The sequence below is a fragment of the Rhodococcus pseudokoreensis genome (assembly GCF_017068395.1).
GTDB lineage: Bacteria > Actinomycetota > Actinomycetes > Mycobacteriales > Mycobacteriaceae > Rhodococcus_F > Rhodococcus_F pseudokoreensis.
In genome coordinates this window covers 397759-422425 of record NZ_CP070614.1, presented here as the reverse complement: position 1 = coordinate 422425, position 24667 = coordinate 397759, and the positions used below count along the sequence as shown (strand labels likewise).

Below are 24667 nucleotides of genomic sequence, written 5' to 3'. Positions count from 1 at the left end.
CCGGCGCGTACACCGCTGCCGCCACGGGCTATTCCCGAATATGCGATAGCTCAAAAGTGGAGATCCGACGAGTCTCGACAGGCTGACCGACGTCTTGACTCACAACTCCCTACAAGTCATTCTACTGACTAGTCGAATAAATAGGAGGTAGTTCATGAAACTCGATGCCGAGGGCAAGAGTGTGTTCGCCGGGCAGGAGGTCGTGTCGGCGGCGCGGATCGACAACCTGGCCCGCGCGCTCGGCTCTACCAGCGCTGCCGGGACCGCCCGGCTCGCACCGTTCTTCGGGCCCACAGTGGCCGGTGAGACGCAATTCGTCGAGGTCCTGGGGCTCGACCTCAGCCGTGCGTTGCTGGGCGGGCTCACCTACGAGTGGACGCGTCCCTTTCACCGCGACGAGACCGTCAACATCACGGTCTTCATTGACAAGGTCTTCGACAAGGGCAGCAGCCGCTTCGGCGTCGTCGTCGCTGAATTCCACGACAGCGACGGCGACCTGATACAGCGCCAATCGTCGACGTTCATCGAACGGAAGGCTGCCTGATGGCGCTCATCGAGACCACGACCGCGGCTATCGGACGCGTGCAGATCGCTCGCTACGCCGGCGCCGTCGGTGACTTCAACCCAATCCACGTCGACGAGGAATTCGCGAAGGCTTCGGGCATGCCGTCCGTCATCGCGCACGGTCCTCTCACCGCGGCACTGATCATCGACACCCTTGTCGCCCAGGTCGGCGCCGAGGCCCTCGAGTCGGCCGACGTCCGCTTCCGCACGCCGGTCTTTCCAGGTGACACCCTGATGGTGACCCCCACCGAGGGCGGCGCCGAGGTCGTCAAAGCCGACGGGACCGTGGCCGCCACGCTAACCCTGAAAATGAGAGACATATGAACTACGACTTCCTGCTCGAGGAGGACCTCGATGGAGGAATTAGGGTACTCACGCTCAACCGCCCGGAACGGCTCAACGCCTGGAACGCCCAGATGCGTGCGGAGATGCGCGACGCCGTTGACCGGGCGACGACCGATCCGAACCTGCGCGTCCTGATCTTGACCGGCTCCGGCCGAGGGTTCTCCGCAGGCGAGGACGTCAGCGACATGGGGGACCTAACCTCCCTGGGCACCCGCGGCTTTCGTGCAGTCGCACGCGGCATCCACGACGTCTTCGACACCATCGAGGCGATCGAGGTGCCCGTCATCGCCGCCATCGACGGTGTCGCTGCCGGCGGGGGCTTCGAACTCGCCCTCTCCTGTGACTTTCGTGTCCTCGGGGAGAGCTCCCGCCTCGTCATGCCAGAGGGCCGAGTCGGTCTCATCCCAGGCTCCGGCGGCTGCTCGCGGATGGTGCGCCACGTCGGCCTCGGGCGCGCCAAAGAACTCGTCATGCTCGGAGGCTCGCTCGACACCGCAGCCGCGCAGGCCGCCGGTTTAGCCACCCGGGTGGTACCCAAAGGCGAGTCCTTGGCGGCCGCGTTCACCTTGGCGGGTGAGCTGTCCAAGCATGCACCCCTCGCCCTCGGCATGGCCAAGCTCGTGCTCAACACCTGCACGGACGTCGACAGCGAGACCGGGCGCCGCCTCGAACGGCTGGGCCAGAGCGTGCTGAAGAGCACCCATGACCATCGGGAGGGCGCCGCCGCCTTTCTCGACAAACGCGCACCGCACTGGACCGGAAGTTAGGAGAGACGACATGACCACGCCGCTGGAGGACAAGACCTTCTGGAACAGCCAGACGCAGACCGCGTCCCGCGAAGAACTCGACGCGATCCACCTGTCCAAGATCCGAAACATGGTGGCGTGGGCCTACGAGGCGTCACCGCTGCACCGACGTCTGTACGACCAAGCAGCGGTGAAGCCGTCCGACATCGTGACCTGGGACGATTTCCATCACAAGCTGCCGTTCACCGACAAACCGGACTACCTGGCCGATCAGGATGCGAGCCCGAACGGGTTCGGCGGGGTCGCGTTGGGCCCGGAGCACTGGCAGCAGTACTTCCACACGACCGGCACGACCGGACACTTCATGAACGAGACGTTCTCGCAGTACGAGATGCAGAAAGCAGGCTCCCAGTACTGCTATGCGCTGCACGACTACGGCATGGTCCCCGGCGACTCGATGTACTTCTGCTTCAACTGGGGCAACTGGATCGGACTGTGGAGCTTCTACTGGGGTGCCCGCGACTTCGGCCTGCAGATCATCTCCGGCGGTGGGCTCAGCACCGAGGACCGCATCAAGCAGATCGTCAAACTCAAGCCGACCATCGTCGTCGCGACACCCACCTACCTCCTACATCTGGCCGAGGTCGCGCTCGGCATGGGAGTCGATCTGCGCGACTCAGGGGTACGCATGGTCGCCGGGGGTGGAGAGGCGGGACTGTCGATCCCGGCCACCCGCGAGCACATCGGCGAGATATGGGGGGTCGGTGACATGGTCATGGACGCCTACGGCGTGGGCGAGGCGCTGATGATCGGCCAGTCCTGCAAGAAATGGGGCGGGGGCGTTCATATCATTGAAGATGTCTGTCACTCCTACGTCGCGGACCCGCAGACCGGAGTGCCGCTACTCCAAGAAGACGCCGTCGGCGAGCACGTCATCACAAGCTACACCCACTTCAGCCAACCATTCATCAAGTACCGCACACACGACCTGGTCCGCCGCACATCACGACCGGACCATCGCTGCGGCTGGAACTTCGCGCACCTGCCGGGCGTGGTACTCGGTCGCGCGGACTACATGGTGACCATCCGCGGCGTGAACGTCTACCCGACCGCTGTCGAGAACCTCCTAGGAGACGTTGCCGGGCTGACCAGCCACTACGAGCTGCACATCTCACGAGCATCCGGCTTCGACCGGATGCTCGTCAAGGTCGAGGCCCACCCGGAGACGCACATCGAACACGGTGAACTTGAGCGACACCTCAACGCGCACTTACGAGACTGCCTCGGGGTGCGCCTCGAGACCGAAGTCCTGCCCGCCGAAACTCTGCCCCGCTACGAGCTCAAGACCAAGCGGATCTTCGACCATCGGACCGACGCCGAGCGGCCGACCATCACCCTCGGCCAGAAGTGAACGGGAACTCAGATATGACGACACTATCCGACACCTATACCAGCCCGCTGCCATCCGGGGTGGACGCTGATCAGCTCGAGCGACTGCTCGAGGTGCGACGCGCGCTGCAGCGCGAACGGGCAACCGCGTCTTCCCCGGCAGTCGGCCGGGCTCTGCAGATGGCCGACTACTACTTGTTTCTCGGACTGAGCTACTTCGGGTACTCGGAGAAGCTGTTCCCCGAGCAGGAATGACGTTCGTCGACTTCCTCACGCACCAGTTCCCACCGGGTGCCATCGACAGCACTACGATGGCACCGCTGCGGGTTTCGCGGGGTGACGATCAACCCGAGCTACCTACCCATCGCCCCGAACGACAGGACTGCCCCCCACAGTCGAGTCGGGGCTTTGAGTGGCTCAGGGCGCGTGGAGCCCGGTTAATTGTCTCACTCTCGATCGTTGTCAGTTTCCGGGGTTTTCAGTCATGATCCTTGCCCGGGCATTTCGTGGACGCAGTCCAGCTCGAGGTCGAGCAGTTCACCGATCCTTAGTCCGCACGCTCGCTGCAGCAAAGCGCGTCGGCAGCAAGTCGGTAGTTCGATTCCGTGAGTGCAACACCGAGTCTGCGGTCGGAATCGACTGGTAGATAACGAGGAAGTGTCATCTCGTGCCGTGGCGGTACCGTTAGCATGTCGTCCCATCCCCACTCGATGATCACGGAAAGTCGCCCGATTCCGCGAGGATGATTCGCTCCCCCACCCCGAGCTCGTGTCCCAGAGTCGACGCTATAATTATTGTGCAGCAGTATAATTCGCGACTACCCTGCATCCGTGGCGGGCATTCGAGAAACAGGCGATGGTGGGCGGTTGACAGACCGTATCGGCCTCGGTGTCCTTACCCGCATCGTCCACCGCGATCTGGTCGACGAGGTGCTGGCCGAGACCGGGAGGGTCGAGCCGCGCCGCTGGCTGCTACCGGGCGCGAGTGGTCATCTACTTCGTGCTGGCCATGACATTGTTCTACGGGCGATGCGTACGAGGAAGTGATGCGCAAGCTCGTCGACGGGCTGCGGTTCCTGCGATCATGGGACGACGACTGACACGTGCCAACCTCGTCCGCATTGTGCAAAGCGCGCGCCCGGCTCGGCGAGGCACCACTCCGCGAACTCTATGCGCGCATCGCCGAACCCCTCGCCGGCCCAGAACCCCCCGCGCATGGCTCCGGGAACTGCGGTTGATGGCCATCGACGGAGTTCAGATCGACGTCCCCGACGCCACCGACAACGCCGAGGTCTTCGAGCGAGGGCTGAGCAACCGCGGAATGGATACCCCTTTCCCCGGGCCCAAGTTGTCGGTCTCGGCGAATGCGGCACGCACGCGATGATCGACGCAAGTATCGGGGATGCCTGACCGATGAACGCGCACTCGCACTCGCACGACTGAATCGTACTGGGCGAGCCGGAGACTCCTGATTCAACAAGGAGAATGTTTCCATGTCTACACCCAAGAAGTACGACGCCGAGACCCGTGAGCGGGCCGTGCGTATGTATCGGGACCGACTCGGTGAGCACGGTGGGTCGAAGATTGGCGCTCGACGTCATGTCGGCGAGTTGCTCGATATCAAGCCCGCGACGTTGCGGAACTGGATTGAGGCGGACGACGTCCGGGGCAGGCACCGTCGACCGTTGCGGACGATGCGTTGAGCTACGAGGTCAAGCAACTCCGGAGAACACTGGTTCGTCCAGACCATCGAGACCGCGTGCGGTGCAACGGGACGACCACTGCTGCAGATGGCCGACAGCTCCACGATGTGGATCTCGATGCCCGTCGCATCCACGGCCACAGGACGAGCCATGACTCTGCTGCGGGCCCGCAGCGAGCACTCAGGCCGATACCGGATGGCTGTCGGGCCCCCCACACGCGGTTGGATTCGCGCGCTCTCACCGGTAGGCACAAAGCCGCACACGACGTCGCCGCGGCGGCAGCGCCCTCGGCTCAACGGACCGTCACCTGCTATCGGGATCGCGGCATGCGCGCGGTCTCACTGGTCGTCACTCAGCTCGACATCACCAAGGACTGGGTCCTGGCGCGTGTTCTTCCAAACCGGTGAAAACTACGTTCGCGCAGCAGCACTACTGAATGCCCGCCGAAACACGGTGAAGTACCGTCTCCCTGGGTGTCAGGGTGAGTTGAGTCCAGTGGTTCACAGCAAACCCGCCTGCAGGGCGAGATACGGATCAACCCGCGATGACGATTTCCCCCACGGTTCTGGTCGAGGACAATGTCCGGATGGACCCCTCGCACCCACGCGCCGACGGCCCGCAGCGACGACGCGCCTTCAGCGCCGCTGACAAGCTCGCCCACCTGACCGCCTATGAACAGGCCTGCGAGAGCAACGGCGGAGGCGCGTACCTGCGCCGCGAAGGCCTGTACTCGTCCCTGATCAGCGAGTGGCGCAAACAACGCGATGCCGGCGTCCTCGACGGAAAGAAGCCCGGCGACAAGATCGGCAAACTCACCACCGAGCAGGCCGAGATCGCACGCCTCAAACGCGAGTTGGAGAGAGCGAACAAGCGACTGGCCACCACCGAGACTGCGCTGGAAATCATGGGAAAAGCACATTCGCTCTTGGAGCAACTCTGAAGAGAGCGCGGATGTGGACGAGCAGCGCAAGAAACGTTGATGCGCACCCACCACGAACTCACCGATTCCGGTGTAAAAACAAGGGATGCAACCAGACTGACGGGGATCATTCGATCCACCGCAGCACGAGACAAGGCCCGGCCCGCGGCACCGGATTCGACCGCCGCCGCAGTCACGCGCACCCCGGAGAACAAGCTCACCGACGCCGAACGCCGGACTGTCCTCGACGTTCTCGACAGTGACCGGTTCGTCGACCGAGCCCCGGCCGAGGTCTATGCCCAACTCCTCGACGAGGGCATCTACCTTTGCTCGGTCTCGACGATGTATCGGATACTGCGCGAAAACGCGCAGGTCACCGACCGTCGACGGCAGGCCCGCCACCCCGCCCGGGCCTGTCCGGAACTGGTGGCGACCGCACCGCGGGAGGTGTACTCGTGGGACATCACTAAACTTCCGGGCCCAGTCAAGGGCACGTATTTCGACGCGTACGTGATGATCGACATCTTCTCCCGCTACATCGTCGGCGCCCACGTCCAGACCCACGAGTCGGGGCTACTCGCTGCCGAGATGATGACCGAAACCTTTGCTGTGCACGGAATACCGAACGTCGTGCACGCCGACCGGGGAACCTCGATGACCAGCAAGACCGTCGCCACCCTGCTCGCCGATCTCGAGGTCACCCGCTCGCATTCTCGGCCGCGAGTATCCAACGACAACCCCTATTCGGATTATGCCGGGTGTGTGATTATGCCGAGCCCGAACCCGAATGGGCGGGTTCGTGCTGGTCGGAGGACTACCGCGGGCTGAACGGTTCGGCATAATTCAGAGTGTGTCGAGGTAGGCAAGCAGTGAGTCGGAAGGTCTGTAGCGGTTCGGAGTCACTTCTGGAGGTGTGGACCTGTCCAGGGCGCGTTGCTTGACCGCGAGGTCGGCGTGCATATAGATCTGTGTGGAGGCGATGCTTTCGTGCCCGAGCCACAGCGCGATCACCGAGATGTCGACGCCTGCTTCGCGTAAGAACATCGCGGCGCTGTGGCGAAGGACGTGAGGGGTGATTCGTCTGGTCGCCAACGATTGGCAGTGAGATGCCGCGGCGGTGGCGTGTTTGTTCACCAGCCATTCAACGGCATCGGTGCTCAGCGGTGTGCCATGTCGGCTCGGGAACAGTGGGGAGTCGGGTTGGGCGTCATGTGCTTTCAACCACTCTCGCAGCGTGGTGACGGCGCCGGCGGTCAAAGGCGTGGATCGCTGTTTTCGGCCCTTGCCGCGACATCGAACGTGAGGCCCGGTTGTCAGCACCACGTCCTCGCGGCGTAGACCGGTGAGTTCGGCGACACGTAAACCGGTTTGGACTGCGACGGTGAGGAGCGCGTGGTCGCGGCGACCGATCCAGGTGTCTCGGTCGGGAACGGCGAGGATCGCCTCGGCCTCTTCTTTGGTGAGGAACGCAACGATTGCTCGATCAAACCGTTTTTGTGGGATCGATAGGACACGCGAGATCAGTTCGGCATTTTCGGGGTGCTCGAGCGCGGCGAACCTGAACAGCGAATGGATCGCGGCGAGGCGGGCGTTGCGGGTCCGTATGCTGTTTCCCCGCTCGTTTTCCAGATGGGTGAGGAACGCGCCGATCGTCGGGGCGTCGAGGTCGGTGAAGTCGAAGCTCGCCGGAGCGAGCTTCTTTCTGTCGGCGATGAATCCGAGGAGCAGCCGGAACGTGTCACGGTAGGCGGCGACGGTGGCCGGGCTGACCTGCCGTTGGGTGAGAAGGCGGTCAGTGAAGAACTTCTGCAGGGTGGGTGCGAGGGGGCTCATGGCAGTTCTCCGAGGAAGTCTTCGAGGCGCCTTCCGACGATGGCGAAGAGTTCGGGTGCGGCTTCGAGATACCAGTACGTGGATGCGGGATCACTGTGCCCGAGAACAGCCGACAGCAGTGGTATTCGGGCATCGACGTCGGCGTGCTGTTGGTGCCAGTCGACCAGTTGGCGAACCGCGAAGGTATGACGGAGGTCGTGAATCCGGGGCCGGGGTCGTTGTCCGCGCCCGGTCAGCCCGGCCCTGTCGATCAGGGCGGGAAACGTCGCGTGTATCGAGTCTTTGTTCATCCGAGTGCCTCGGATCGAAACGAATACCGACGGTGACACGGGTTGCGGGAAGCAACGGTCGACACCCTCGAAATAGTGTTGCAGGGCACGAAAGGTCGTCTCGTGCAAAGGTATATTTCGGCCTCCTCGCTTGGCGTGCCGGACAATGAGCAGTAATCGCTTCTTGTCCAGGTCGTCGCGGTTGAGCGCGAGAGCTTCTCCCAGTCGTAGGCCGGTGACCGAAAGCAACCCGATGAACGTCTCGTAGGTCGCGGCACGCAGCGGCGGGTTCAGGGCCCGGGCGGCCGCCATCAGCGCCGCGATGTCGGCGGCGGAATACAAGTACGGCGCAACCCGCTGCTGCCGTGCCGGTAGCAGGTCACGTGGCGGCACCTCGGTGTCCGGATCGATGGTGCGCAGGTACTCGGCGAAGCCGCGCACGATCCCCAGCCGTTGACGCCACCAGATCGGCCCGGCGTTCACGGGCTGGATTGCCCATGCGACGGCCAGTTCGGTGCTGACATGTTCAGCGCCGTTGTGGTGCAGGTAGCCGACGAAGTCCGGCAACAACGATCCGGCATCGACGAGCGCGAAGCCCACACCGCGACGCATGGCGAGATAGGAGTCGACCGCGGCGGCAACGTCGGTCATAGCGCACCCGGCCAGGGGCGCGCCAACTCGCTCGTGAGCGCAGGGTCGACGGTGGCATAGGACGCAGTGACCGCGACGGTGCGGTGCCGCATGACCTGGGCGATCTCGGGCCAGGACGCGCCGTTGCGCACCAGCTGGGTCGCGGTGCCGTGCCGGAGCCGATGCGCACTCATCGCGGGTAGTCCCACGCGGCGGGACACGCGTGCCACCACGTCACCCACACCGTCGGGGCTCATCGCGCCCTCCGGTGCTCTCACCTGAACGAACAACGCACGGCAGCCCGGCGGGACCCGACGATGACCATCGTGCAGGTACCGCACGATTGCGTCACCGACGTCGATGGGGATCGGGAGAAGCTCGTGGCGGTTGCCTTTTCCTCGGATCGTGATTTCACCACGCCGCCAGTCGATGTCATCGACCCTCAACCCGGCCACTTCAGCACGGCGCAGTCCCAGCCGCCAGAGAACCGTCAAGATCGCACAGTCGCGTAACCCGACGTCGCGGCTGCAGTCGCAGCCCCCGAGCAGGCGTGCGAAATCTGATTCGTCGAGTTCACATGGCACGGTGCGACGGTGTCCGGCGAGCTTCGGCAATGCCGCGGCAAGCGGTTGGGCGGTGACGCCAACGGCGTGGAGGAACCGCAGAAACGAGGCCAACGCACTCACCGTCTTCTTCGACCACCCGATGCTCGAGCGTGTGGAGATCGCCACAATATAGGCGGTGACCTCGGCTGCCGACAGCTCCTCCAACCGGAGATCTCGTTTCCTGCAGAAGACTTCGGCGACACGGAGGTTGACCGATATCGAACTCGCGACAAGACCACGTTCGGTGACCAGATATCTGCGATACCGCTCGAGAATCTGTGTGACCGGATCCGACTGCGATGAGACCTCCGGTACAACGCCGATCTCGCGCAGATATGCGATCGGAACCGAAAAGTTCGCCACTGCCACCAATGTCGTTCGCCCCGCCGCCCGTCGGTCCGCAACCAACCGATCCACGCACGCGGCATCGAGATCGCCGGCGGCCAGACGATGCTCGCGCAACCACCGATCCAGTGCTGCGAGCTGCCGCAACCTCCAACGAACCGAGTCCGGTGCATAGCCCCTGCTTTCGAGCTTCTTCCCAAACCCCAATGCATACAACGAAAGTGGACCAGAATCGATTACCGACTGTCGCTTCTTCATCTCGGCCTCCTCTGAACGAAAAATCTGTACAGAGTAAGCATCAATCGGCTACGTGATTATGCCGAACGATTCGCCCCCGGCAGTCCTCCGACCAGCACGAACCCGCTCCCGAACGTTCCTGCTCGGCATAATCACACACCCGGCATAATCTGAATTATCTCGAATTCGAGATAATTCGGAGTCACTGTTCAAGACCCTCAAGTACGGCCCGGCGTTCCCGGAGCGGTTCGGGTCCATCCGCGACGCACGAGAGTTCATGGACTCGTTCGTCCATTGGTACAACCACGAACATCGCCATACCGGCATAGGCCTGCACACCCCCGCCGACGTGCACTTCGGACTGGCGGCGCACAAGGCCGACGAACGCGCTGCGGTGCTTGCTGCGGCCCGGCTCGCGCATCCCGAGCGGTTCGGCACAACTGGTACCCCGAAGATCCTCGACCTGCCGACCGACGTCTGGATCAACCAGCCCGTCGCCGAGTCCGAGGAGGCCGAACCCGACGCGGATCAGCCCGCCGCGTAACACCCGTTGGACTCAAACACCTTGACAAGTTCCGTCTCGGGAAAATTGCCCCAGAAATCAGTGACAACTCGAGGACGACCGCACCGACGTCGCATTAAAGATATTTCGGTAATAGGGTGTGTCGTTGCATGTGATTTGTGGCGTGCTGCTTGATCATTGCTGGATGGCAGGGAAGGGAACCGGTTCGGGCAAGAGGTCTGGCGTCGGAAAAATCAAGCAGCGCAGTGGTCGCCGTGATCTCGGGGCGTTGCGTGATCGCAGGATGCGGGCTGCGGAGATGTTCGCCGCAGGACGACGACAGGTGGATGTCGCGGTCGAGTTGGAGGTCTCCCAGCAGACCGCCTCACGCTGGCATCGACAGTGGACCGAGGGCGACAGTGAGGCGTTGGAAGGTGCCGGTCGTGCGGGACGCCGGCCCGCCTCGACGACGTCCAGATCGAGGTGATCCGAGAGGAATTGCTCAAAGGACCCCAAGCTCACGGTTTCGCGACCGGGGTATGGACCCTGGGCCGGGTCGCGAAAGTGATCGACAGGCTCACCGGCGTGACCTACGGACCCACCCAGACATGGACGATCCTGCGGACCCGGTTGGGCTGGAGCCGCCAGCGTCCCGCAGGCGGGCCGTCGAACGCGACGAGGATGCCATCGTCGCCTGGCACGAGAACGACTGGCCGCGGATAAAAAAGCGCGGCGCCGAGGTGCATGGATCTGCTTCCAGGACGAAAGCGGCGTGTCGCTGCTCCCGGTGGTCCGTGCAACCTGGGCGCCCAAAGGTGTGACACCGATTCTGCATCACCGATTCTCCTTTCAAACGCATGTCCATGGCCGGGGTCCTGGCCTATCGCCCCGACCGCAGCCGCAGCGCGTTCGTGTTCTCCATGACCGACGGCGCCTACAACACCGGCAAGCTCATCGAGTTCCTCACCGAGCTACGCACCCACTTCGCCGGTGAGAAGATCATCCTGATCTGGGACGGGCTCATGGCCCACCGGTCCCGGGCGATGACCGCATGGCTGGCCACCCAACGCGACTGGCTCCACGTCGAACGCCTCCCGGCGTATGCCCCGAGCTCAATCCCATCGAACAAGTCTGGGGCAACGTGAAATCCACCGAACTGGCCAACCTGTGCCCCGATATCCTCGACGAGGTCCGCATCGCGACCGAGACCGGGCTGACCCGAGTCGGCACCAACTACGACCTGTGCCACAGCTTCCTCAACCACACCGGGCTTTCCCTATGACCACCACTCACTCAATTACCGAAACATCTTTAGCCCTCGAGATCTGCCATCTCCTCGGCGCCCGAATCCTCGAGCCGCAAGCGCCCCTCGAGGGCGATGAAACACCGCGGTGCAACGTACTCCGTTTCCCGATCGGTCGCGCCAGTGAAGTGGGGTGGTCGCGAATAGGTGCTCAGCACCACCCGCGCTACTCCCCCGCCGCTGCCACATCGCCATCGTCGAAGCACTATCCGGTCAAAGCCGCGGTAATCAAATGCGACCGGGATTTCGCGCCCAGATTCGTGACAAGTTGATCCATGACATCGAAATCGGCCTTGAACAGTCGGTACGTCACCTGCGTCGCCTGATCCGACAAACCCGGCCACAACGTCCCCAGCTCAGAACACCCAACGTGGATGAGCTGACAACCCGGTCAGCAGATCAACCACGCCCACCAACAGCATCGCCCGTCGACATCACCAATAATCCGACCGGGGAGAACCACCGAGATCACCGATCCACGAATTCGGGCTTAAGGCTAAGAGGCCTGTGGGCGGCCTCTCGGACTGCGTATGGGTCGTCGGACCTCAGTTTCCTACTTTCGGCAGGGGGAGCGCGATGCGCAGTTTCGAGTCAATCGTCTGGCTGAGGGCGAGGGACTGGTCGAGCAACGGGCCCAAGGCTTGAACCTTCGTATCAGCCGCGGACAGCGTGTTCACGATCTCCGCCGCCGGGGCGGCCGCCGCGTTCGCCTGATCGGTCGCTGACTGGCCGGCATCGATGATCCCGCCGAGCGGGGCGTCCGCGGACTTCAAGGCGTCCCCCAGAGACTGCAAGTGACCACCGAGCGAACCCAGAGTCTGGTCGGCTCTAGCGAGGGAGTCGAGTACCCCCACCACCTGGGGTAAACCCTCGTGGAGGGCCTGATCAGCGGGGGGCAACTGCTGCGCACCGTCCAGTGCCTGGTCGGTGGTGCCATCGACGATCTTCGCTTGTGCCACTCCGTCTTTGAAGATGTCGTTCGAGATACTCAGATCGCGCGTCACGATCAGAATGCCAGCGAGAACCGCAATGGTAAAGGACAGGGCGATCGCCCAGGAGAGCCGAAACATCAAGTTCTGCCTTTCACTCGCTCAGTGGTCGGCCACAAGCCGGTGCGGGCGGTCATGAGGGCGGTGCGGGTGCGACACCGAGGGCGGGGAGGTTCAGGTCATTGACCGGGGGGCCGATTACCGCGAGAAGGGGACCGAACTCCTGCACGTGTGCGGCCTCTTCCCGAACGATTGCGAGGGTCGCAGAGATGGCGGAGGCTTTAGGGCCGAGCGCACCGAGGGATCCCTGGACGGTGGTCAGTCCGTGGTTGATCGCCTCCAGCTGGGTGGTCACCGATCCCACCGCCGTGGACAATCCGGCCACCGTCGGGCTCGCGGTGTCGGAACGACCGGTCACCTTCACGATAAGGTCGGGCAGCGGCGCCGCGATCTCGCTGACGGTACTGGTGGAGGCGTTCAGTGTCTTGGCTTGACCGGAGAGTTCGCCGGCCTTGTCGGTGAGTCCTTCGAGATCGTTCGCGAGCGGCGTCAGGGCCTGGATGTCGGAGGCCAACCGGGCGTGCTTGGGGACGAGAATCCCGGTCAGGGTGTCGAATTGGCCTGCGGAATCGATCAGCTCGAGACTGAGTTTCGACGGCCGCCCCAGCGGATCGCTCACATCACGCAGCGCGGGAAAGAACCCGTTGAGGGCGCACAGAACCACCGCCGACCCCGCACCCAGCACGAGTACGATCGCGGTCCACAACTTTCTGGTGATCATCGGTTCCCTCCGGGGGCAGGAATGAAGGCGTCGGTGGCGGGAACGAGCGCGAGCTTGTTCGTCGTGCGGGTGAGTTCCGCGTTGAGCTGGTTCACCAGGTCGAGTGCCTGGGTGAGTTCGTTGTCGACGCCGGTCACGGTCGTGTTCGCGCCTGCCGATATCTGGTGCAGGGATGCCGCCGAGCCCTGCAATGTGGTGGCGACCCCCTCGAGCTGGCCGGCGATCTGTGTGTCACCTTGGCCGGCGGCGAGCAACGTGCGCGCGTTCGGCAGGAGGGCGTCGAGGTGGTCGACGTCGGTCGCGGTCGCAATGTTGAGCTGGGTCAAGACTCCTGTCAGTTCGTCGAGTTGTTTGCGGGCGGTGGCGGGCGCGGTCAGGTCCGCGCGTTGGGCGAAGAAGTCGTTGGTGAGGCGGAAGTTGTCCACGACGGTGCGCGCGCTGTGTTGTACCTGCAGCCCCTTGTGGATGGAGGCCACCACCAGTGCGAACAGGACGACGGCGATGACCGCGGCGAGGCGGCCCAGCCACTCGGTTGCTACCGAAAATCCGGTCGCGTCGGGGATCGCGGGCACCAGCACATCCGGCCGATGCGGCTTGGTGCCTTTTCGGTAGGGCAGCGCCGCCGCCGGCACATCGAATCGCTGATATTTGGTCACACCTCGGGGTGGGAACGCGTCGGGAGGTAAATCGTTGCGCTGCTGCATATCACGTCCAGTGGAAGTAGTGTCGGATCGTCGACGGTGAAAGGGTGCTCAGCCGGGAAGTGGAAGCATCTGGTTGATCGTCTTCGCCGCCTCGACCGAGACCTTCAGGTCGCTCACCAGCCCCTGCACGATCACCAGCAGCTGGTTGCCTTGCTCCCCGAACGCTTCCGCGGAGGACACCAACGGGAGCACGGTGTTCTGGACCTCACCGAGGATGGACTGGATGTTGGTGAGCTGATCGTTGGTCATCTGTGCACCCGAGGTGCTGCTGGCCAGCATCGCCGCCGCCGGGGCGATCGCCTCATCCAACTTCGTCAGCAGTGGACCGAGCGCGGAGGTGGCATCGAGCGCGGTTTGTGCCGTGTGGGTGAGCTCGGTCAGTTGCTGGAGTTGGCCGGTCACTTTGTCGTTGACGTCGACGATGGCCTGGGAAGCGGCGATGCTCGTCACGTTGGCGCGCTGCTGGTTGTCGAGGCGGGTGTTGAGGTTGAACACCACGAACGTGAGCAGACCGAGTACACCGACCGCCACGATCGCCAGAACCATCCGGGCGGGACCGCCGCGGCGTCCGAAGAAAATCACAGAACTTCTCCTATTTTCCTGACAGGTCGTTCGCGGACTCCTCCGCGGAGACCCGGGCGTTGTGCACCTTCGCCGCCGTCGAACGGGCGTCGTCGAGGATGGCCCCCAACGTGGCGCTGTCGGCCGCGAGGGCCGCGGTGGCGCCGTCGACGGGAGGCTGCAACGAGTTGATGTGCGTGGTCAGAGTGTCAAGGGAGGCAATGAGATCGGTCACGTTCGCGCCGGCCTGATCGAGCGTTGCCTGCACATCGCCGCTGATCTGACCGGTCAAGGTATGGAGTTCGGTGGTGACGGTCGCATCGGTGACGAGAACACTCGCGAGCGCGGTCTTCATCTTCTCCAGCGACGCGAACGCGGACAGGGTCACCTTCTCGTGCTCGACGATCTTGTCCAGCGCCGGGTTGTAGTTGCCGGCGGAAACCACGGCCTGGTCCAGTCGGTAGGGGGTGGCGGTCAGGTTGTAGATCCGCGGGCCCAGGTAGAACACCGAGACCGGGATCAGGGCGAGCAGGAGCAACCCCCTGACGATGTTCGTGGCCTTCGACGCCCGAGGCGGTTCCCCGCCCTGCACGACGTCGTCGTCCGCATAGGGCAATTCGACCTGCATCACCTGGTCATCGTAGGCGTGGCTGGCCGGGCGGCTGCGGCCCGAGAGCGAGGTCATGATTCGATCACCGAGACCAACGCGATGGTGCGCAGCGCGGTCACGGTGTGGGTGAGCAGACCCTTCACGACCAGCTTGTGTGTGAGGATCGCACCGAGGACCGTCATGCCCCGGCCGGTGAAGAAGCCCACCGGGATGAGCCCGCCGGCCTTCATCGGCAACTGTGATACATCCAGGATCTGATCGACGGTGGCGATGACGGTCACGGCTGGTTTCCCGACGACATCGTTGTAGACGACCGCCTCGTCGGTGCCGAACACGATCGTGCACGCGGAATCGGTGTCCGTGCTGATAATGGAGACCGGTCGAGCGATCTTGCGTGCGAACTTGATTCGCGACGGAAAGTTCTCGAGGTTCTGCCCGAGCAGCATCCCGACAATGTTGGCGACGCCATTCGCCTCCTGCCCGTCGTACTCGGATACGGGGTACGTGCCGGATTCAACAGTGGTCATGGGGGGTGGGCCTTTCAGAGCAGGGGTGACGGCGTTTCGTGCGGTCTCGCACGGAGGACTCACCCGGATGAGGGGTCGGGCGCGTGCCCCGTGCGAGAGTTTCGTGGGATCAGACGTCCCAGTCGGTGGGGACCTGACCCCAGGTGAGCAGGAAGTTGTTGAGTGCTCCCGCGTTCTCGATCGCCGCGGACATCGGCCCCTTGACGAACTTGATCTGCCCCTTCATCAGTAGCTTTCCGCCTTCTTCCTTACCCGCGGCGGCGGCCTGCCAGGTCTCGAGGCTGCCGTTGATGATCAGCCACAGCTCACTCTCGTCGAACGTCCGTGGCGTAAACGAGACGACCTTGCCCTCTTTGAATTCGAGATGGCAGGCCACGTCGTCCCGGCCGATCACTCCGAACTCCATCTTGTTGGTGAACGTGGCAGGGTCCTTGAAACCCGCGTACACCGCGACGTTCGCGTTGACCCCTTCGAGTGCAGCGTCACACCACTCCTGCGAAAACAACTTCAACTTGTCGGTCATCTATTCGATCTCCATTTCCTTTTTGAACCAGCGCTTGGATGTGTGCTTTTCGTACTTAGCGGATCGTGATCCGGCCCTCTCCAATGGACACGACTCGCCCGGAGCCCGCCGATCGATCACTTCGGGCAAGACTTTTGTTGATGTGTCGGCCACCACCAGAACCCTTCACGACACGTGCAATCACCTTTGCCCCTGTGTATTTCGCTGAAGTGTCGCTGTTCAGTTGACGATGACAACGAGATCACAATTAAGGGGTAGGACAATTTCGTTATCCGAAGCTGTGTGGGCTTCGTCAAACATGCGCCAGGATCCTCTCCCGAGGGTGGGGCGGGTTGTGGAGGTTGGCTATCGGGCGGACATCCCGACACCGCCGACGAGAATCAGTGCCACACCGGGAGCTGCTCAGGGTAGTAAACCATCGCAGCATGGCGGCCGCGTACGTTGCTGCGTATCCGTGTCGCTGCAACTGGGGAACCTTTCTCGGAGGCGATGAGAGCTGACATCTGCGACGCGGAGGCTTCCAGGCGATCGGCGAGCGGCTCATTACCGCGGCCCGGTCGGTGCACCGTCGCTGCCGCCCAATCGCCTGCCTGGGCGCGACGATTCGACCTCAGGGGTACGCGGTCGACTTCCGCAACGGACCAACACCCTATAGGCATCGCCCTAGCCGGTTGGTGCCTGGCGAAATCCCAATATCAATCCGTTTGGACCAGAACCGAAGCGGCCTGCACTACCGAGGCAACACCGAACCTTTGTCAGGGCCGGTCCTCCCCGACCTCAGACAGACTGTGCCGCACCTGGAATGCGGGTCACGAAGCGATCTGCGTGGAAGTACTGCGAGCCAGTACGCACCTCTCGCAGAGCATCTTCCAAAGCGTTGACCATGACGGGGGGGCCACACGCGTAGACCTCGCACGATTGCAAGAACTCTTCGGGCAACCGCGAAAGGGCGTTCGTAACCAAGCCTCGTTCACCAGTCCAGGCAGAATTTGGTGGCTCCTGCGAGAGCACTGGATGAAAGGCGAAGGAACCAGACCAGGATTCGCTGATCGCATTTGCCTCCATCAAGCAGTACAGATCCTGCTGTTCCCGCGCGCCGAACAAGAAGACCGCCTGGCGGCTGCAACCTTGCCGATTGGCCTCTTCGAGCAGTGCCTTGATCGGGGCCAGTCCGCTTCCGCCGGCGACGCACAAGATCGGCAATTCTGATGGACGGAGCCAGAGGTCGCCAAAGGGACCAGCCACGCTGACGTCTGTTCCCACCCTGTCCGCGGAGAACAACCAGTCCGTGAACTCACCGCCCGGTACGTGGCGCACGAAGAAAGTAGCCCTCCGGCGATCGATGTTCGAGGGTGCGTCGGCGAAGGAGTAGGAACGTGGACCGTTGACATCAGCCAGTCGTAGTTCTGCGTACTGTCCTGCCGAATACTCCAGCGGAGTATCGAGTGTCAGGCAAATTTCGATGATGTCGTGCGTTAGGGCGCGCTGTGTCGAGATTTTGCCCTGAGCATGCGTCAACATGTGGTCGGGCATGTCACTCAAGCCGACAACGCCGATTTCGAGCGACTTTCGCGCGATGCTTTGACACGCCAGTATGTAGCCGTCGCGCAGTTCTTCGGAGGTCAATGCTATCGCGGAGTCCATGATCTCTCTGACCTTGCCGCTGATGAGCTTCGACTTGCAGGTCCCGCATGTGCCCACGGTGCAGCTGTGGGGGAAGGGAATACCGGCTGCCAGAGCTTCGTTCAGGACCGAATCCTTGCCTGGCGCGTCGAACACCTTCCCCGTCTGAGCAATCGTGACAGTGCGCGGCTCTGCTGCCGCGCGGCCACGGCCAAAGAGGCGTGCCATGTGCTTCTCCATCTTTCAGGTTGGTGAGGCGTCACCCTCCTCACGGTAGGTGGGCCACGCGGATTTACGCGGCTTCACTCACAATGAGGAATGGCGATCGGGTGCCGTAGAACGGCTCAGCCGGCTCGAACTCCCAAGTCATTACGATTCCCTCGGCTCGAAGTCTCGACGTGGACATCTCGAACCCCTGAGATCCACTCCGGCCAACCCGCTCGCCGATTCGCGTCCATCGCCAGTTTCTGTTCGGCCGGGGAGGCGAATGTCTCGTCCCACTCCTGCAACTTGGGCTTGGCGATCTTGGCGAACCACAGGGGAGGGACGAACGCGTAGACGTAGCAGAGGAAGACACTCGGCATCTGCGGAGCGTCAACTCGAGGTTTGAGCTCGAAGAACTTGTGTCGGCTGTCGAAGTGATGATTGATGTGGTTGGTGATCTCCACCGCGACCGGACGAGTCACCGCTCCAAGATGGTTCCAGGCGTGATGGAGCTTGATCGGCGACCCTGGGACTCGGACGAGCCCATAGTGCTGCAGGTAGTTCAGGCCCTCGAAGATCAGCTTTGCGGCAACCAACGCGATCAGGACTACGCCTACTCCGTGCCAGCCGGCTGCGAGGAATGACAACGCAAGAAGCCCGAACATCAGTCCGAACTCCACGTAGAGAGCGTTCTTGTAATGGAATACGCTCATGTCCCGCTTTCGCAGCGAACGAAGGCTCGTCACAGCCCCGTCCTTGTACGCACCGTACGTCGATTGCCATACAAACGAGTACATGGTCTGGCCGCGGTACGGCGTGTCGCTGTCTGCCGGTGTGCACAGGTCGAGATGATGCGTGAGCTTATGCCCGACATCCCGGTTGGGGTCCAGGTAGAAGGTCCCCAAGAGCTTCGAGAGAGCAACTGGGAACCAGTGCCGACGGTGCATCAATTCGTGGTTGATCGGCAAATTGGGAAGCACGCCGATCCACGCGACCGATGCCGTCATGGCAACGACGTCGGCCGTGCTGACGTCACCACCTGAGTGCCACGTGCCGAGGCGGTACAGGAAAAGCCCCCACAACACCAGCATGAGGGGCACGTGCAGGAAGAGCGGGATGTCCATGACCGCCCCCTTCCGTACCTTCCGTAGCTTCAGGTCAGGGGGAAGTGTCACATCGAGCGCCAGTAGCACCGGGAAGACCGCGATGCCCAGCCACGCCCATTGGCCCCCCAGCGCAAGGCCGAGAATGGCGACACCGACGAGTAGGTTGACGCTGTAATATCTCAAAATGTCCATCAGAGTGACTCATCCTTTTCAGAAGGATTCGGGTTAGAAGGAGATGACTCCCCGCATCGTGCGACCCTCGAGCATGTCGTCGTAACCAATGTTCACCTCGTCCAGGGTGTACCGCTTGGTGACAAGCTCATCGAGCTTGAGCTTGCCGTTGCGATACAAATCCAGGAACCGCGGAATATCGACTCGAGGATTCGCGGAACCGAACACCGAACCGCGGAGCTGCTTCTCGTACAGGACAAGGTCGAGGGCACTCAGGTTGACCTGAGTCTCGGTAGTGGGGTGCAGGTTGGTCACCACGACGCGCCCACGCTTGCCTGCCATGGCCAGGCTCAGACCGATCTGGTCTCCGGTTCCGACGCCCATGGTGTTGACGATGACGTCGGCCATCAGTCCGCGTGTGAGGTCCTTCACCAGTTCCGTGGCCTCCTCGCTCGTCGCCACAGCATGAGTCGCCCCGAACTCGATGGCCTTCGTACGTTTGAACTCCACAGGATCGACGGCCACCAGGTACTCCGCACCCGCGAGAGCCGCGCCCTGGACGGCGTTGATGCCGATACCGCCCGCACCCACCACCACCACGGTGTCCCCCGCGCTCGCTTCACCAGTGTTCACCGCAGACCCCCACCCGGTGATCACACCGCAGCCCAGCAAACATGCGGTGTCCAACGCAATGTCCTCGTCGATCTTGATGCAATTGGCCTCGCTCACCACCGTGTGCTCGGCGAAGGTCCCGAGCAGACACATCAGGCCGAGATCCTGGCCGCGTGCGTGATGACGCGCGGTGTGATCGGAAACCTGGGTCCCGGTACCGAGATACATTCCCAGCTCGCACAGGTTCTGCATGCCGCGCGAACACGCACTGCACCGCCCGCATGCCGGGATGAAGCCGAAGATCACCCGATCACCGGGCTCGAGCCAGTCGACCCCGGGGCCGACTTCCTCGATCGTGCCGGCGCCCTCATGGCCGCCGATCATCGGAAGGGGCCAGGGCAGGTCCCCGGAACGAATGTGTTCGTCCGAGTGGCAGAGTCCACTGCCACCCATTTTCACCAAGACCTCGCCGGCCTTCGGTGGGTCCAGCTCGATCTCTTCGACGGTCCAATCCTTTTCGCGGTCCCACAGAACGGCTGCGCGGGTCTTCATCGTTGTCTCCTCTGTGCGGTGGCTCGACGGGTGGGGCTGAACATGTGATGTGGGCTGGAGGTGATGAACTACACAGGTGGAAAGTAAATGGACTGCTGCTGTTGATAATTGGCGAGGCCCTCGGGTCCGAACTCGCGACCCAAGCCACTCCCCTTGACTCCACCGAACGGCGCAGCAGGATCGGGAATGTAGTGGTTGATCCCGACCGTGCCGGTCTGCACTCGTCGGGCGACAGCTCCAGCGTGCTCGAGATCCTGAGACCACACGGTCCCGCCTAGCCCGTAACCGGAGTCATTCGCGATGTGCACCGCGTCGTCGATGTCGCCGTACGGGATGATCGACAACACCGGACCGAAGATCTCCTCACGGGCGATCGTTGCGGAATTGTCGACATCGGCGAAGATGGTCGGTTGCACGAACCAGCCACGATCGCGTTCAGGTCGACCTCCACCAGTTGTCAGACGAGCGCCTTCCGACTTGCCTTGGGCGATGTAGCCCTCGACACGGTCCCGATGCGTGCTGCTGGCCATGGGACCGACCATGGTCGCCTCGTCCAGCGCATCACCGACAACAGCACTGGCCGCCATCGCGGTGAACACATCCACGACCTCGTCGTAACGTGACCGCGGCGCCAGAATGCGGGTGCCGACGAAGCAGGTCTGGCCGTTGTTGAGCAACGTGGCACCGAACAGATCCTGAGCGCTGCTCACCAACTCGGCGTCATCGAGCACGATTGCGGCCGACTTGCCACCGAGCTCCAGAGTGACAGGGCGCAGTAGGCGCCCACAGGCCTCAGCGATGCTCCGCCCGGCAGGCGTCGAACCCGTGAACGCAACCTTGTCCACGCCCGGATGCTCGACGAGATACGCCCCGAGTTCACGGCCACCGGGGACGATGTTCACCACCCCGTGGGGCAAACCTGCCTGCTCCAGCAGCTCCGCGAGCCGGAACACATCGAGAACGGTCTCCGGAGAGGGCTTGATAACGACGGTGCACCCTGCCGCTAATGCCGGCGCGAGCTTCGAGAAGAGCAACGTCTGAGGAAAATTCCACGGCACGATCGCGGCAACCACACCGACCGGCTGACGCCGAACGACGACATGGCCACCGAACATACCGGGGCGCTCCTCCTCGAGCTGCTGGTCACGGACCATCCCCGCATACAGGCGGAGAAGCGCCCCCGGGAACCCGCCTTCAACGGTGCGCGCGGTGGAAATCGGCATACCGTTCTGCTCGCTGACCAACCGCACGATGTCTTCGGAACTCTCACCGATCGCGGCAGCCAACTTTTCGAGAGTCTCGGCGCGGCGCGAGGGCTCGAGTGAAGCCCACCCCGTCGGGTCGTCGAACGCCCGCCGCGCCGCAGCCACCGCGGCGTCCGCATCCGCGGGCGCACCCTCAGGAACGACGCCGATGACTTCCTCGGTGCTCGCCGAGGTGACGGAGATGGTCGCCGCTGTGGACGGCGCTACCCACTGGCCACCGATAAACAAAGACGTGTAGCTGATCATGCCGCTCCTCGTGATGTATTGGATGTTGGTCGACGGCACCGCGCGCAAAGCGGTGAGATGCTGAGATATTCACTACTGACAGCAGGCTTAATTGGGGTCTGTGAGAGTCCGGTGTGCTCTGCAACAGCGGAGACAATTGCGGCGCCCGTCAGCGAAGCACCGGGTCGCTGCTCTCCGTACGACCACCTCGCTGACGATCACACATTCCGAAGGACTCACCGCGACGTCCGCACCGGGAACGCCGCCCGCGGAGTCGGCACCGGGCACGCCGCCGCACCACCTCCACCGCCAGTCATGTGATTCATGGCACAGAATGTAATCTACCTACTCGTCGGTCGTCAATAATATTTGCGTCGACGTTTCTTACAGGCGCTCGAGTTTCACCCGCTGGGGCCGTGCGTCGACCACCGCCACGCAGCAGCGGGAATCTATTAAAGATGTTTCGGTAATAGGGTGTGTCGTTGCGCGTGATTCGCACCGTGCTGCTTGATCATTGATGAATGGCAGGGAAGGAAACCGGTTCGGGCGAGAGCTCGGATGCCCGGAAAGTCAAGCAGCGCGGCGGTCGCCGTGATCTCGATGCGTTGCGTGACCGGCGGATGCGGGCGGCGGAGATGTTTGCCGCAGGACAACGACAGATCGATGTCGCGGTCGAGTTGGAGGTCTCCCAGCAGACCGCCTCACGCTGGCATCGACAGTGGATCGAAGGGGGCAACGAGGCGTTGGAAGGTGCCGGTCGCGCGGGACGCCGGCCCCGGCTCGATGACGCCCAGATCGCCGCGATCCGAGAGGAATTACTCAAAGGACCCCAGGCTCACGGCTTCGCGACCGGAGTGTGGACCCTGGGCCGGGTCGCGATCGTGATCGAGCGGCTCACCGGCGTGACCTACGGACCCACCCAGACCTGGACGATCCTGCGGACCCGGCTGGGCTGGAGCCGGCAGCGTCCCGCACGTCGGGCAGTCGAACGCGACGAGGACGCCATCGTCGCCTGGCGCGAGAACGAGTGGCCGCGGATAAAAAAATAGCGCGGCGCCGAGGTGCGTGGATCTGCTTCCAGGACGAAAGCGGTGTGTCGCTGCTCCCGGTGGTCCGCGCAACCTGGGCGCCGAAAGGCGTGACACCGGTTCTGCATCACCGATTCTCCTGGAAGCGCATGTCCATGGCTGGAGTCCTGGCCTATCGACCCGACCGCAGTCGCAGCGCGTTCGTGTTCTCCATGACCGACGGCGCATACAACACCGACAAGCTCATTGACTTCCTCACCGAACTACGCACCCACTTCGCCGGCGAGAAGGTCATCGTGATCTGGGACGGGCTCATGGCCCACCGGTCCCGAGCGATGACCGCGTGGCTGGCCACTCAACGCGACTGGCTCCACGTCGAACGCCTGCCGGCTTATGCGCCGGAGCTCAATCCGATCGAACAGGTCTGGGGCAATGTGAAATCCACCGAACTGGCCAACCTGTGCCCCGATATCCTCGACGAGGTCCGCATCGCGACCGAGTCCGGGCTGACCCGGATCGGCACGAGCTACGACCTGTGCCACAGCTTCCTCGACCACACCGGACTTTCCCTATGATCGGCACTCACTCAATTACCGAAACATCCTTAAAGATGTTTCGGTAATAGGGTGTGTCGTTGCGCGTGATTCGCACCGTGCTGCTTGATCATTGATGAATGGCAGGGAAGGAAACCGGTTCGGGCGAGAGCTCGGATGCCCGGAAAGTCAAGCAGCGCGGCGGTCGCCGTGATCTCGATGCGTTGCGTGACCGGCGGATGCGGGCGGCGGAGATGTTTGCCGCAGGACAACGACAGATCGATGTCGCGGTCGAGTTGGAGGTCTCCCAGCAGACCGCCTCACGCTGGCATCGACAGTGGATCGAAGGGGGCAACGAGGCGTTGGAAGGTGCCGGTCGCGCGGGACGCCGGCCCCGGCTCGATGACGCCCAGATCGCCGCGATCCGAGAGGAATTACTCAAAGGACCCCAGGCTCACGGCTTCGCGACCGGAGTGTGGACCCTGGGCCGGGTCGCGATCGTGATCGAGCGGCTCACCGGCGTGACCTACGGACCCACCCAGACCTGGACGATCCTGCGGACCCGGCTGGGCTGGAGCCGGCAGCGTCCCGCACGTCGGGCAGTCGAACGCGACGAGGACGCCATCGTCGCCTGGCGCGAGAACGAGTGGCCGCGGATAAAAAAATAGCGCGGCGCCGAGGTGCGTGGATCTGCTTCCAGGACGAAAGCGGTGTGTCGCTGCTCCCGGTGGTCCGCGCAACCTGGGCGCCGAAAGGCGTGACACCGGTTCTGCATCACCGATTCTCCTGGAAGCGCATGTCCATGGCTGGAGTCCTGGCCTATCGACCCGACCGCAGTCGCAGCGCGTTCGTGTTCTCCATGACCGACGGCGCATACAACACCGACAAGCTCATTGACTTCCTCACCGAACTACGCACCCACTTCGCCGGCGAGAAGGTCATCGTGATCTGGGACGGGCTCATGGCCCACCGGTCCCGAGCGATGACCGCGTGGCTGGCCACTCAACGCGACTGGCTCCACGTCGAACGCCTGCCGGCTTATGCGCCGGAGCTCAATCCGATCGAACAGGTCTGGGGCAATGTGAAATCCACCGAACTGGCCAACCTGTGCCCCGATATCCTCGACGAGGTCCGCATCGCGACCGAGTCCGGGCTGACCCGGATCGGCACGAGCTACGACCTGTGCCACAGCTTCCTCGACCACACCGGACTTTCCCTATGATCGGCACTCACTCAATTACCGAAACATCCTTAATTGAAAATG

At 63.0% G+C, this 24667-nt stretch carries 30 protein-coding genes and 2 pseudogenes; 18 read left to right on the top strand and 14 right to left on the bottom strand.

Translation table 11 applies throughout. The features are described 5' to 3' along the window. Positions 1 to 154: 154 nt before the first annotated feature. The 9 genes and pseudogenes from JWS13_RS02010 to JWS13_RS01960 all read left to right on the top strand — a co-directional run bounded on the left by JWS13_RS02010 (position 155) and on the right by JWS13_RS01960 (position 6493). Positions 155 to 544, top strand: coding sequence for an FAS1-like dehydratase domain-containing protein (locus JWS13_RS02010; protein WP_206004145.1), 390 nt, complete (start codon positions 155 to 157; stop codon positions 542 to 544). Next, positions 544 to 888: a MaoC/PaaZ C-terminal domain-containing protein gene (locus JWS13_RS02005; RefSeq protein WP_206004143.1), complete on the top strand. Its 345-nt coding sequence runs from the start codon at positions 544 to 546 to the stop codon at positions 886 to 888. The genes JWS13_RS02010 and JWS13_RS02005 overlap by 1 nt, the downstream gene beginning before the upstream one ends. Next, the gene (locus JWS13_RS02000; RefSeq protein WP_206004141.1) at positions 885 to 1676 is read left to right on the top strand and encodes an enoyl-CoA hydratase/isomerase family protein; all 792 of its coding nucleotides are present in this window, start codon (positions 885 to 887) and stop codon (positions 1674 to 1676) included. Before JWS13_RS02005 ends, JWS13_RS02000 begins: the two co-directional genes overlap by 4 nt. A gap of 10 nt (positions 1677 to 1686) precedes the next feature. Next, positions 1687 to 3066, top strand: a complete 1380-nt coding sequence (locus JWS13_RS01995) for a phenylacetate--CoA ligase family protein (protein ID WP_206004140.1) — start codon at positions 1687 to 1689, stop codon at positions 3064 to 3066. A 14-nt stretch (positions 3067 to 3080) separates the two neighbouring features. Then, a complete protein-coding gene (locus JWS13_RS01990) occupies positions 3081 to 3299 on the top strand; it encodes a hypothetical protein (RefSeq protein WP_206004138.1) in 219 nt (72 codons plus the stop codon). 981 nt (positions 3300 to 4280) lie between these two features. Continuing rightward, on the top strand, positions 4281 to 4427 hold the full coding sequence (locus JWS13_RS01975) for a hypothetical protein (protein WP_206004132.1): 147 nt from the start codon (positions 4281 to 4283) through the stop codon (positions 4425 to 4427). Between the two features lie 109 nt (positions 4428 to 4536). Further along, positions 4537 to 4704: pseudogene (locus JWS13_RS01970) on the top strand (IS3 family transposase); the annotation flags it as partial. A 586-nt stretch (positions 4705 to 5290) separates the two neighbouring features. Next, positions 5291 to 5686: a hypothetical protein gene (locus JWS13_RS01965; RefSeq protein ID WP_206004130.1), complete on the top strand. Its 396-nt coding sequence runs from the start codon at positions 5291 to 5293 to the stop codon at positions 5684 to 5686. A gap of 39 nt (positions 5687 to 5725) precedes the next feature. After that, positions 5726 to 6493 carry a DDE-type integrase/transposase/recombinase gene (locus JWS13_RS01960; RefSeq protein ID WP_206004127.1) on the top strand — a complete coding sequence of 256 codons (768 nt, stop codon included), beginning with the start codon at positions 5726 to 5728 and terminating at the stop codon, positions 6491 to 6493. A gap of 15 nt (positions 6494 to 6508) precedes the next feature. On the opposite strand, the gene JWS13_RS01955 is transcribed toward JWS13_RS01960, so the two are convergent. From JWS13_RS01955 to JWS13_RS01945, 3 genes are read right to left on the bottom strand one after another with little or no spacing between them, the layout of a single operon-like run. After that, positions 6509 to 7498: a tyrosine-type recombinase/integrase gene (locus tag JWS13_RS01955; protein ID WP_206004125.1), complete on the bottom strand. Its 990-nt coding sequence runs from the start codon at positions 7496 to 7498 to the stop codon at positions 6509 to 6511. Further along, positions 7495 to 8418 (bottom strand): tyrosine-type recombinase/integrase, encoded by a 924-nt coding sequence (locus tag JWS13_RS01950; RefSeq protein ID WP_061697547.1) that lies wholly within the window; start codon positions 8416 to 8418, stop codon positions 7495 to 7497. Before JWS13_RS01950 ends, JWS13_RS01955 begins: the two co-directional genes overlap by 4 nt. After that, positions 8415 to 9605 (bottom strand): tyrosine-type recombinase/integrase, encoded by a 1191-nt coding sequence (locus tag JWS13_RS01945; protein ID WP_241032009.1) that lies wholly within the window; start codon positions 9603 to 9605, stop codon positions 8415 to 8417. Before JWS13_RS01945 ends, JWS13_RS01950 begins: the two co-directional genes overlap by 4 nt. 175 nt (positions 9606 to 9780) lie before the next feature. Between JWS13_RS01945 and JWS13_RS01940 the strand changes: the two are divergent. The 5 genes and pseudogenes from JWS13_RS01940 to JWS13_RS45270 all read left to right on the top strand — a co-directional run. Next, positions 9781 to 10128 (top strand): annotated as a pseudogene (locus tag JWS13_RS01940) (integrase core domain-containing protein); the annotation flags it as partial. 163 nt (positions 10129 to 10291) lie between these two features. Further along, complete coding sequence (locus JWS13_RS46340; protein WP_206004122.1) at positions 10292 to 10573, top strand: helix-turn-helix domain-containing protein; 282 nt, start codon at positions 10292 to 10294, stop codon at positions 10571 to 10573. Then, positions 10570 to 10809 carry a helix-turn-helix domain-containing protein gene (locus tag JWS13_RS46335; RefSeq protein WP_420854981.1) on the top strand — a complete coding sequence of 80 codons (240 nt, stop codon included), beginning with the start codon at positions 10570 to 10572 and terminating at the stop codon, positions 10807 to 10809. The genes JWS13_RS46340 and JWS13_RS46335 overlap by 4 nt, the downstream gene beginning before the upstream one ends. A 134-nt stretch (positions 10810 to 10943) precedes the next feature. Further along, positions 10944 to 11231 (top strand): transposase, encoded by a 288-nt coding sequence (locus tag JWS13_RS45275; RefSeq protein WP_241032008.1) that lies wholly within the window; start codon positions 10944 to 10946, stop codon positions 11229 to 11231. Further along, positions 11228 to 11368, top strand: a complete 141-nt coding sequence (locus tag JWS13_RS45270) for a hypothetical protein (RefSeq protein ID WP_241032007.1) — start codon at positions 11228 to 11230, stop codon at positions 11366 to 11368. Before JWS13_RS45275 ends, JWS13_RS45270 begins: the two co-directional genes overlap by 4 nt. A 566-nt stretch (positions 11369 to 11934) precedes the next feature. Here the strand turns inward: JWS13_RS45270 and JWS13_RS01920 are convergent. The 11 genes from JWS13_RS01920 to JWS13_RS01870 form a co-directional block, all read right to left on the bottom strand. Further along, a complete protein-coding gene (locus JWS13_RS01920) occupies positions 11935 to 12459 on the bottom strand; it encodes a hypothetical protein (protein WP_206004118.1) in 525 nt (174 codons plus the stop codon). A 52-nt stretch (positions 12460 to 12511) separates the two neighbouring features. Further along, entirely contained in the window at positions 12512 to 13159 is a 648-nt protein-coding gene (locus JWS13_RS01915; RefSeq protein WP_206004116.1) for a hypothetical protein, read from the bottom strand. Beyond that, positions 13156 to 13863, bottom strand: a complete 708-nt coding sequence (locus JWS13_RS01910) for a hypothetical protein (protein WP_206004114.1) — start codon at positions 13861 to 13863, stop codon at positions 13156 to 13158. Before JWS13_RS01910 ends, JWS13_RS01915 begins: the two co-directional genes overlap by 4 nt. A gap of 48 nt (positions 13864 to 13911) precedes the next feature. Beyond that, positions 13912 to 14445, bottom strand: coding sequence for a hypothetical protein (locus JWS13_RS01905; protein WP_206004112.1), 534 nt, complete (start codon positions 14443 to 14445; stop codon positions 13912 to 13914). Between the two features lie 10 nt (positions 14446 to 14455). Further along, positions 14456 to 15109 carry a hypothetical protein gene (locus JWS13_RS01900; RefSeq protein WP_206004110.1) on the bottom strand — a complete coding sequence of 218 codons (654 nt, stop codon included), beginning with the start codon at positions 15107 to 15109 and terminating at the stop codon, positions 14456 to 14458. Then, complete coding sequence (locus JWS13_RS01895) at positions 15106 to 15561, bottom strand: hypothetical protein (protein ID WP_206004108.1); 456 nt, start codon at positions 15559 to 15561, stop codon at positions 15106 to 15108. Before JWS13_RS01895 ends, JWS13_RS01900 begins: the two co-directional genes overlap by 4 nt. Before the next feature lie 109 nt (positions 15562 to 15670). Next, complete coding sequence (locus tag JWS13_RS01890; protein WP_206004106.1) at positions 15671 to 16084, bottom strand: SCP2 sterol-binding domain-containing protein; 414 nt, start codon at positions 16082 to 16084, stop codon at positions 15671 to 15673. Between the two features lie 777 nt (positions 16085 to 16861). Beyond that, entirely contained in the window at positions 16862 to 17935 is a 1074-nt protein-coding gene (locus JWS13_RS01885; protein WP_206004103.1) for a 2Fe-2S iron-sulfur cluster-binding protein, read from the bottom strand. A gap of 116 nt (positions 17936 to 18051) precedes the next feature. Next, a complete protein-coding gene (locus tag JWS13_RS01880; protein ID WP_206004101.1) occupies positions 18052 to 19209 on the bottom strand; it encodes an alkane 1-monooxygenase in 1158 nt (385 codons plus the stop codon). A 33-nt stretch (positions 19210 to 19242) separates the two neighbouring features. Beyond that, positions 19243 to 20352, bottom strand: a complete 1110-nt coding sequence (locus tag JWS13_RS01875; protein WP_206004099.1) for an NDMA-dependent alcohol dehydrogenase — start codon at positions 20350 to 20352, stop codon at positions 19243 to 19245. Positions 20353 to 20420: 68 nt separating this feature from the next. After that, positions 20421 to 21863: an aldehyde dehydrogenase gene (locus tag JWS13_RS01870; protein ID WP_206004096.1), complete on the bottom strand. Its 1443-nt coding sequence runs from the start codon at positions 21861 to 21863 to the stop codon at positions 20421 to 20423. A 500-nt stretch (positions 21864 to 22363) separates the two neighbouring features. On the opposite strand from JWS13_RS01870, the gene JWS13_RS01865 reads away from it, so the two are divergent. From JWS13_RS01865 to JWS13_RS01850, 4 genes are all read left to right on the top strand, one after another. Continuing rightward, entirely contained in the window at positions 22364 to 22891 is a 528-nt protein-coding gene (locus JWS13_RS01865) for a winged helix-turn-helix domain-containing protein (RefSeq protein ID WP_198602130.1), read from the top strand. Further along, complete coding sequence (locus JWS13_RS01860) at positions 22870 to 23445, top strand: IS630 family transposase (protein ID WP_143548784.1); 576 nt, start codon at positions 22870 to 22872, stop codon at positions 23443 to 23445. The genes JWS13_RS01865 and JWS13_RS01860 overlap by 22 nt, the downstream gene beginning before the upstream one ends. Before the next feature lie 98 nt (positions 23446 to 23543). Continuing rightward, positions 23544 to 24071 carry a winged helix-turn-helix domain-containing protein gene (locus JWS13_RS01855; RefSeq protein WP_198602130.1) on the top strand — a complete coding sequence of 176 codons (528 nt, stop codon included), beginning with the start codon at positions 23544 to 23546 and terminating at the stop codon, positions 24069 to 24071. Next, positions 24050 to 24625, top strand: coding sequence for an IS630 family transposase (locus JWS13_RS01850; protein WP_143548784.1), 576 nt, complete (start codon positions 24050 to 24052; stop codon positions 24623 to 24625). The genes JWS13_RS01855 and JWS13_RS01850 overlap by 22 nt, the downstream gene beginning before the upstream one ends. The last annotated feature ends 42 nt before the right edge of the window (positions 24626 to 24667 follow it).

What these genes read in the sequence shown, in the direction of transcription:
- JWS13_RS02010 (WP_206004145.1), top strand. Translation starts at nt 155, where the DNA reads ATGAAACTCGATGCCGAGGGCAAGAGTGTGTTCGCCGGGCAGGAGGTC.
- JWS13_RS02005 (WP_206004143.1), top strand. Translation starts at nt 544, where the DNA reads ATGGCGCTCATCGAGACCACGACCGCGGCTATCGGACGCGTGCAGATC.
- JWS13_RS02000 (WP_206004141.1), top strand. Translation starts at nt 885, where the DNA reads ATGAACTACGACTTCCTGCTCGAGGAGGACCTCGATGGAGGAATTAGG.
- JWS13_RS01995 (WP_206004140.1), top strand. Translation starts at nt 1,687, where the DNA reads ATGACCACGCCGCTGGAGGACAAGACCTTCTGGAACAGCCAGACGCAG.
- JWS13_RS01990 (WP_206004138.1), top strand. Translation starts at nt 3,081, where the DNA reads ATGACGACACTATCCGACACCTATACCAGCCCGCTGCCATCCGGGGTG.
- JWS13_RS01975 (WP_206004132.1), top strand. Translation starts at nt 4,281, where the DNA reads ATGGCCATCGACGGAGTTCAGATCGACGTCCCCGACGCCACCGACAAC.
- JWS13_RS01965 (WP_206004130.1), top strand. Translation starts at nt 5,291, where the DNA reads ATGACGATTTCCCCCACGGTTCTGGTCGAGGACAATGTCCGGATGGAC.
- JWS13_RS01960 (WP_206004127.1), top strand. Translation starts at nt 5,726, where the DNA reads ATGCGCACCCACCACGAACTCACCGATTCCGGTGTAAAAACAAGGGAT.
- JWS13_RS01955 (WP_206004125.1), bottom strand. Translation starts at nt 7,498, where the DNA reads ATGAGCCCCCTCGCACCCACCCTGCAGAAGTTCTTCACTGACCGCCTT.
- JWS13_RS01950 (WP_061697547.1), bottom strand. Translation starts at nt 8,418, where the DNA reads ATGACCGACGTTGCCGCCGCGGTCGACTCCTATCTCGCCATGCGTCGC.
- JWS13_RS01945 (WP_241032009.1), bottom strand. Translation starts at nt 9,605, where the DNA reads ATGAAGAAGCGACAGTCGGTAATCGATTCTGGTCCACTTTCGTTGTAT.
- JWS13_RS46340 (WP_206004122.1), top strand. Translation starts at nt 10,292, where the DNA reads ATGGCAGGGAAGGGAACCGGTTCGGGCAAGAGGTCTGGCGTCGGAAAA.
- JWS13_RS45275 (WP_241032008.1), top strand. Translation starts at nt 10,944, where the DNA reads ATGTCCATGGCCGGGGTCCTGGCCTATCGCCCCGACCGCAGCCGCAGC.
- JWS13_RS01920 (WP_206004118.1), bottom strand. Translation starts at nt 12,459, where the DNA reads ATGTTTCGGCTCTCCTGGGCGATCGCCCTGTCCTTTACCATTGCGGTT.
- JWS13_RS01915 (WP_206004116.1), bottom strand. Translation starts at nt 13,159, where the DNA reads ATGATCACCAGAAAGTTGTGGACCGCGATCGTACTCGTGCTGGGTGCG.
- JWS13_RS01910 (WP_206004114.1), bottom strand. Translation starts at nt 13,863, where the DNA reads ATGCAGCAGCGCAACGATTTACCTCCCGACGCGTTCCCACCCCGAGGT.
- JWS13_RS01900 (WP_206004110.1), bottom strand. Translation starts at nt 15,109, where the DNA reads ATGACCTCGCTCTCGGGCCGCAGCCGCCCGGCCAGCCACGCCTACGAT.
- JWS13_RS01895 (WP_206004108.1), bottom strand. Translation starts at nt 15,561, where the DNA reads ATGACCACTGTTGAATCCGGCACGTACCCCGTATCCGAGTACGACGGG.
- JWS13_RS01890 (WP_206004106.1), bottom strand. Translation starts at nt 16,084, where the DNA reads ATGACCGACAAGTTGAAGTTGTTTTCGCAGGAGTGGTGTGACGCTGCA.
- JWS13_RS01885 (WP_206004103.1), bottom strand. Translation starts at nt 17,935, where the DNA reads ATGGCACGCCTCTTTGGCCGTGGCCGCGCGGCAGCAGAGCCGCGCACT.
- JWS13_RS01880 (WP_206004101.1), bottom strand. Translation starts at nt 19,209, where the DNA reads ATGGACATTTTGAGATATTACAGCGTCAACCTACTCGTCGGTGTCGCC.
- JWS13_RS01875 (WP_206004099.1), bottom strand. Translation starts at nt 20,352, where the DNA reads ATGAAGACCCGCGCAGCCGTTCTGTGGGACCGCGAAAAGGATTGGACC.
- JWS13_RS01870 (WP_206004096.1), bottom strand. Translation starts at nt 21,863, where the DNA reads ATGATCAGCTACACGTCTTTGTTTATCGGTGGCCAGTGGGTAGCGCCG.
- JWS13_RS01865 (WP_198602130.1), top strand. Translation starts at nt 22,364, where the DNA reads ATGGCAGGGAAGGAAACCGGTTCGGGCGAGAGCTCGGATGCCCGGAAA.
- JWS13_RS01855 (WP_198602130.1), top strand. Translation starts at nt 23,544, where the DNA reads ATGGCAGGGAAGGAAACCGGTTCGGGCGAGAGCTCGGATGCCCGGAAA.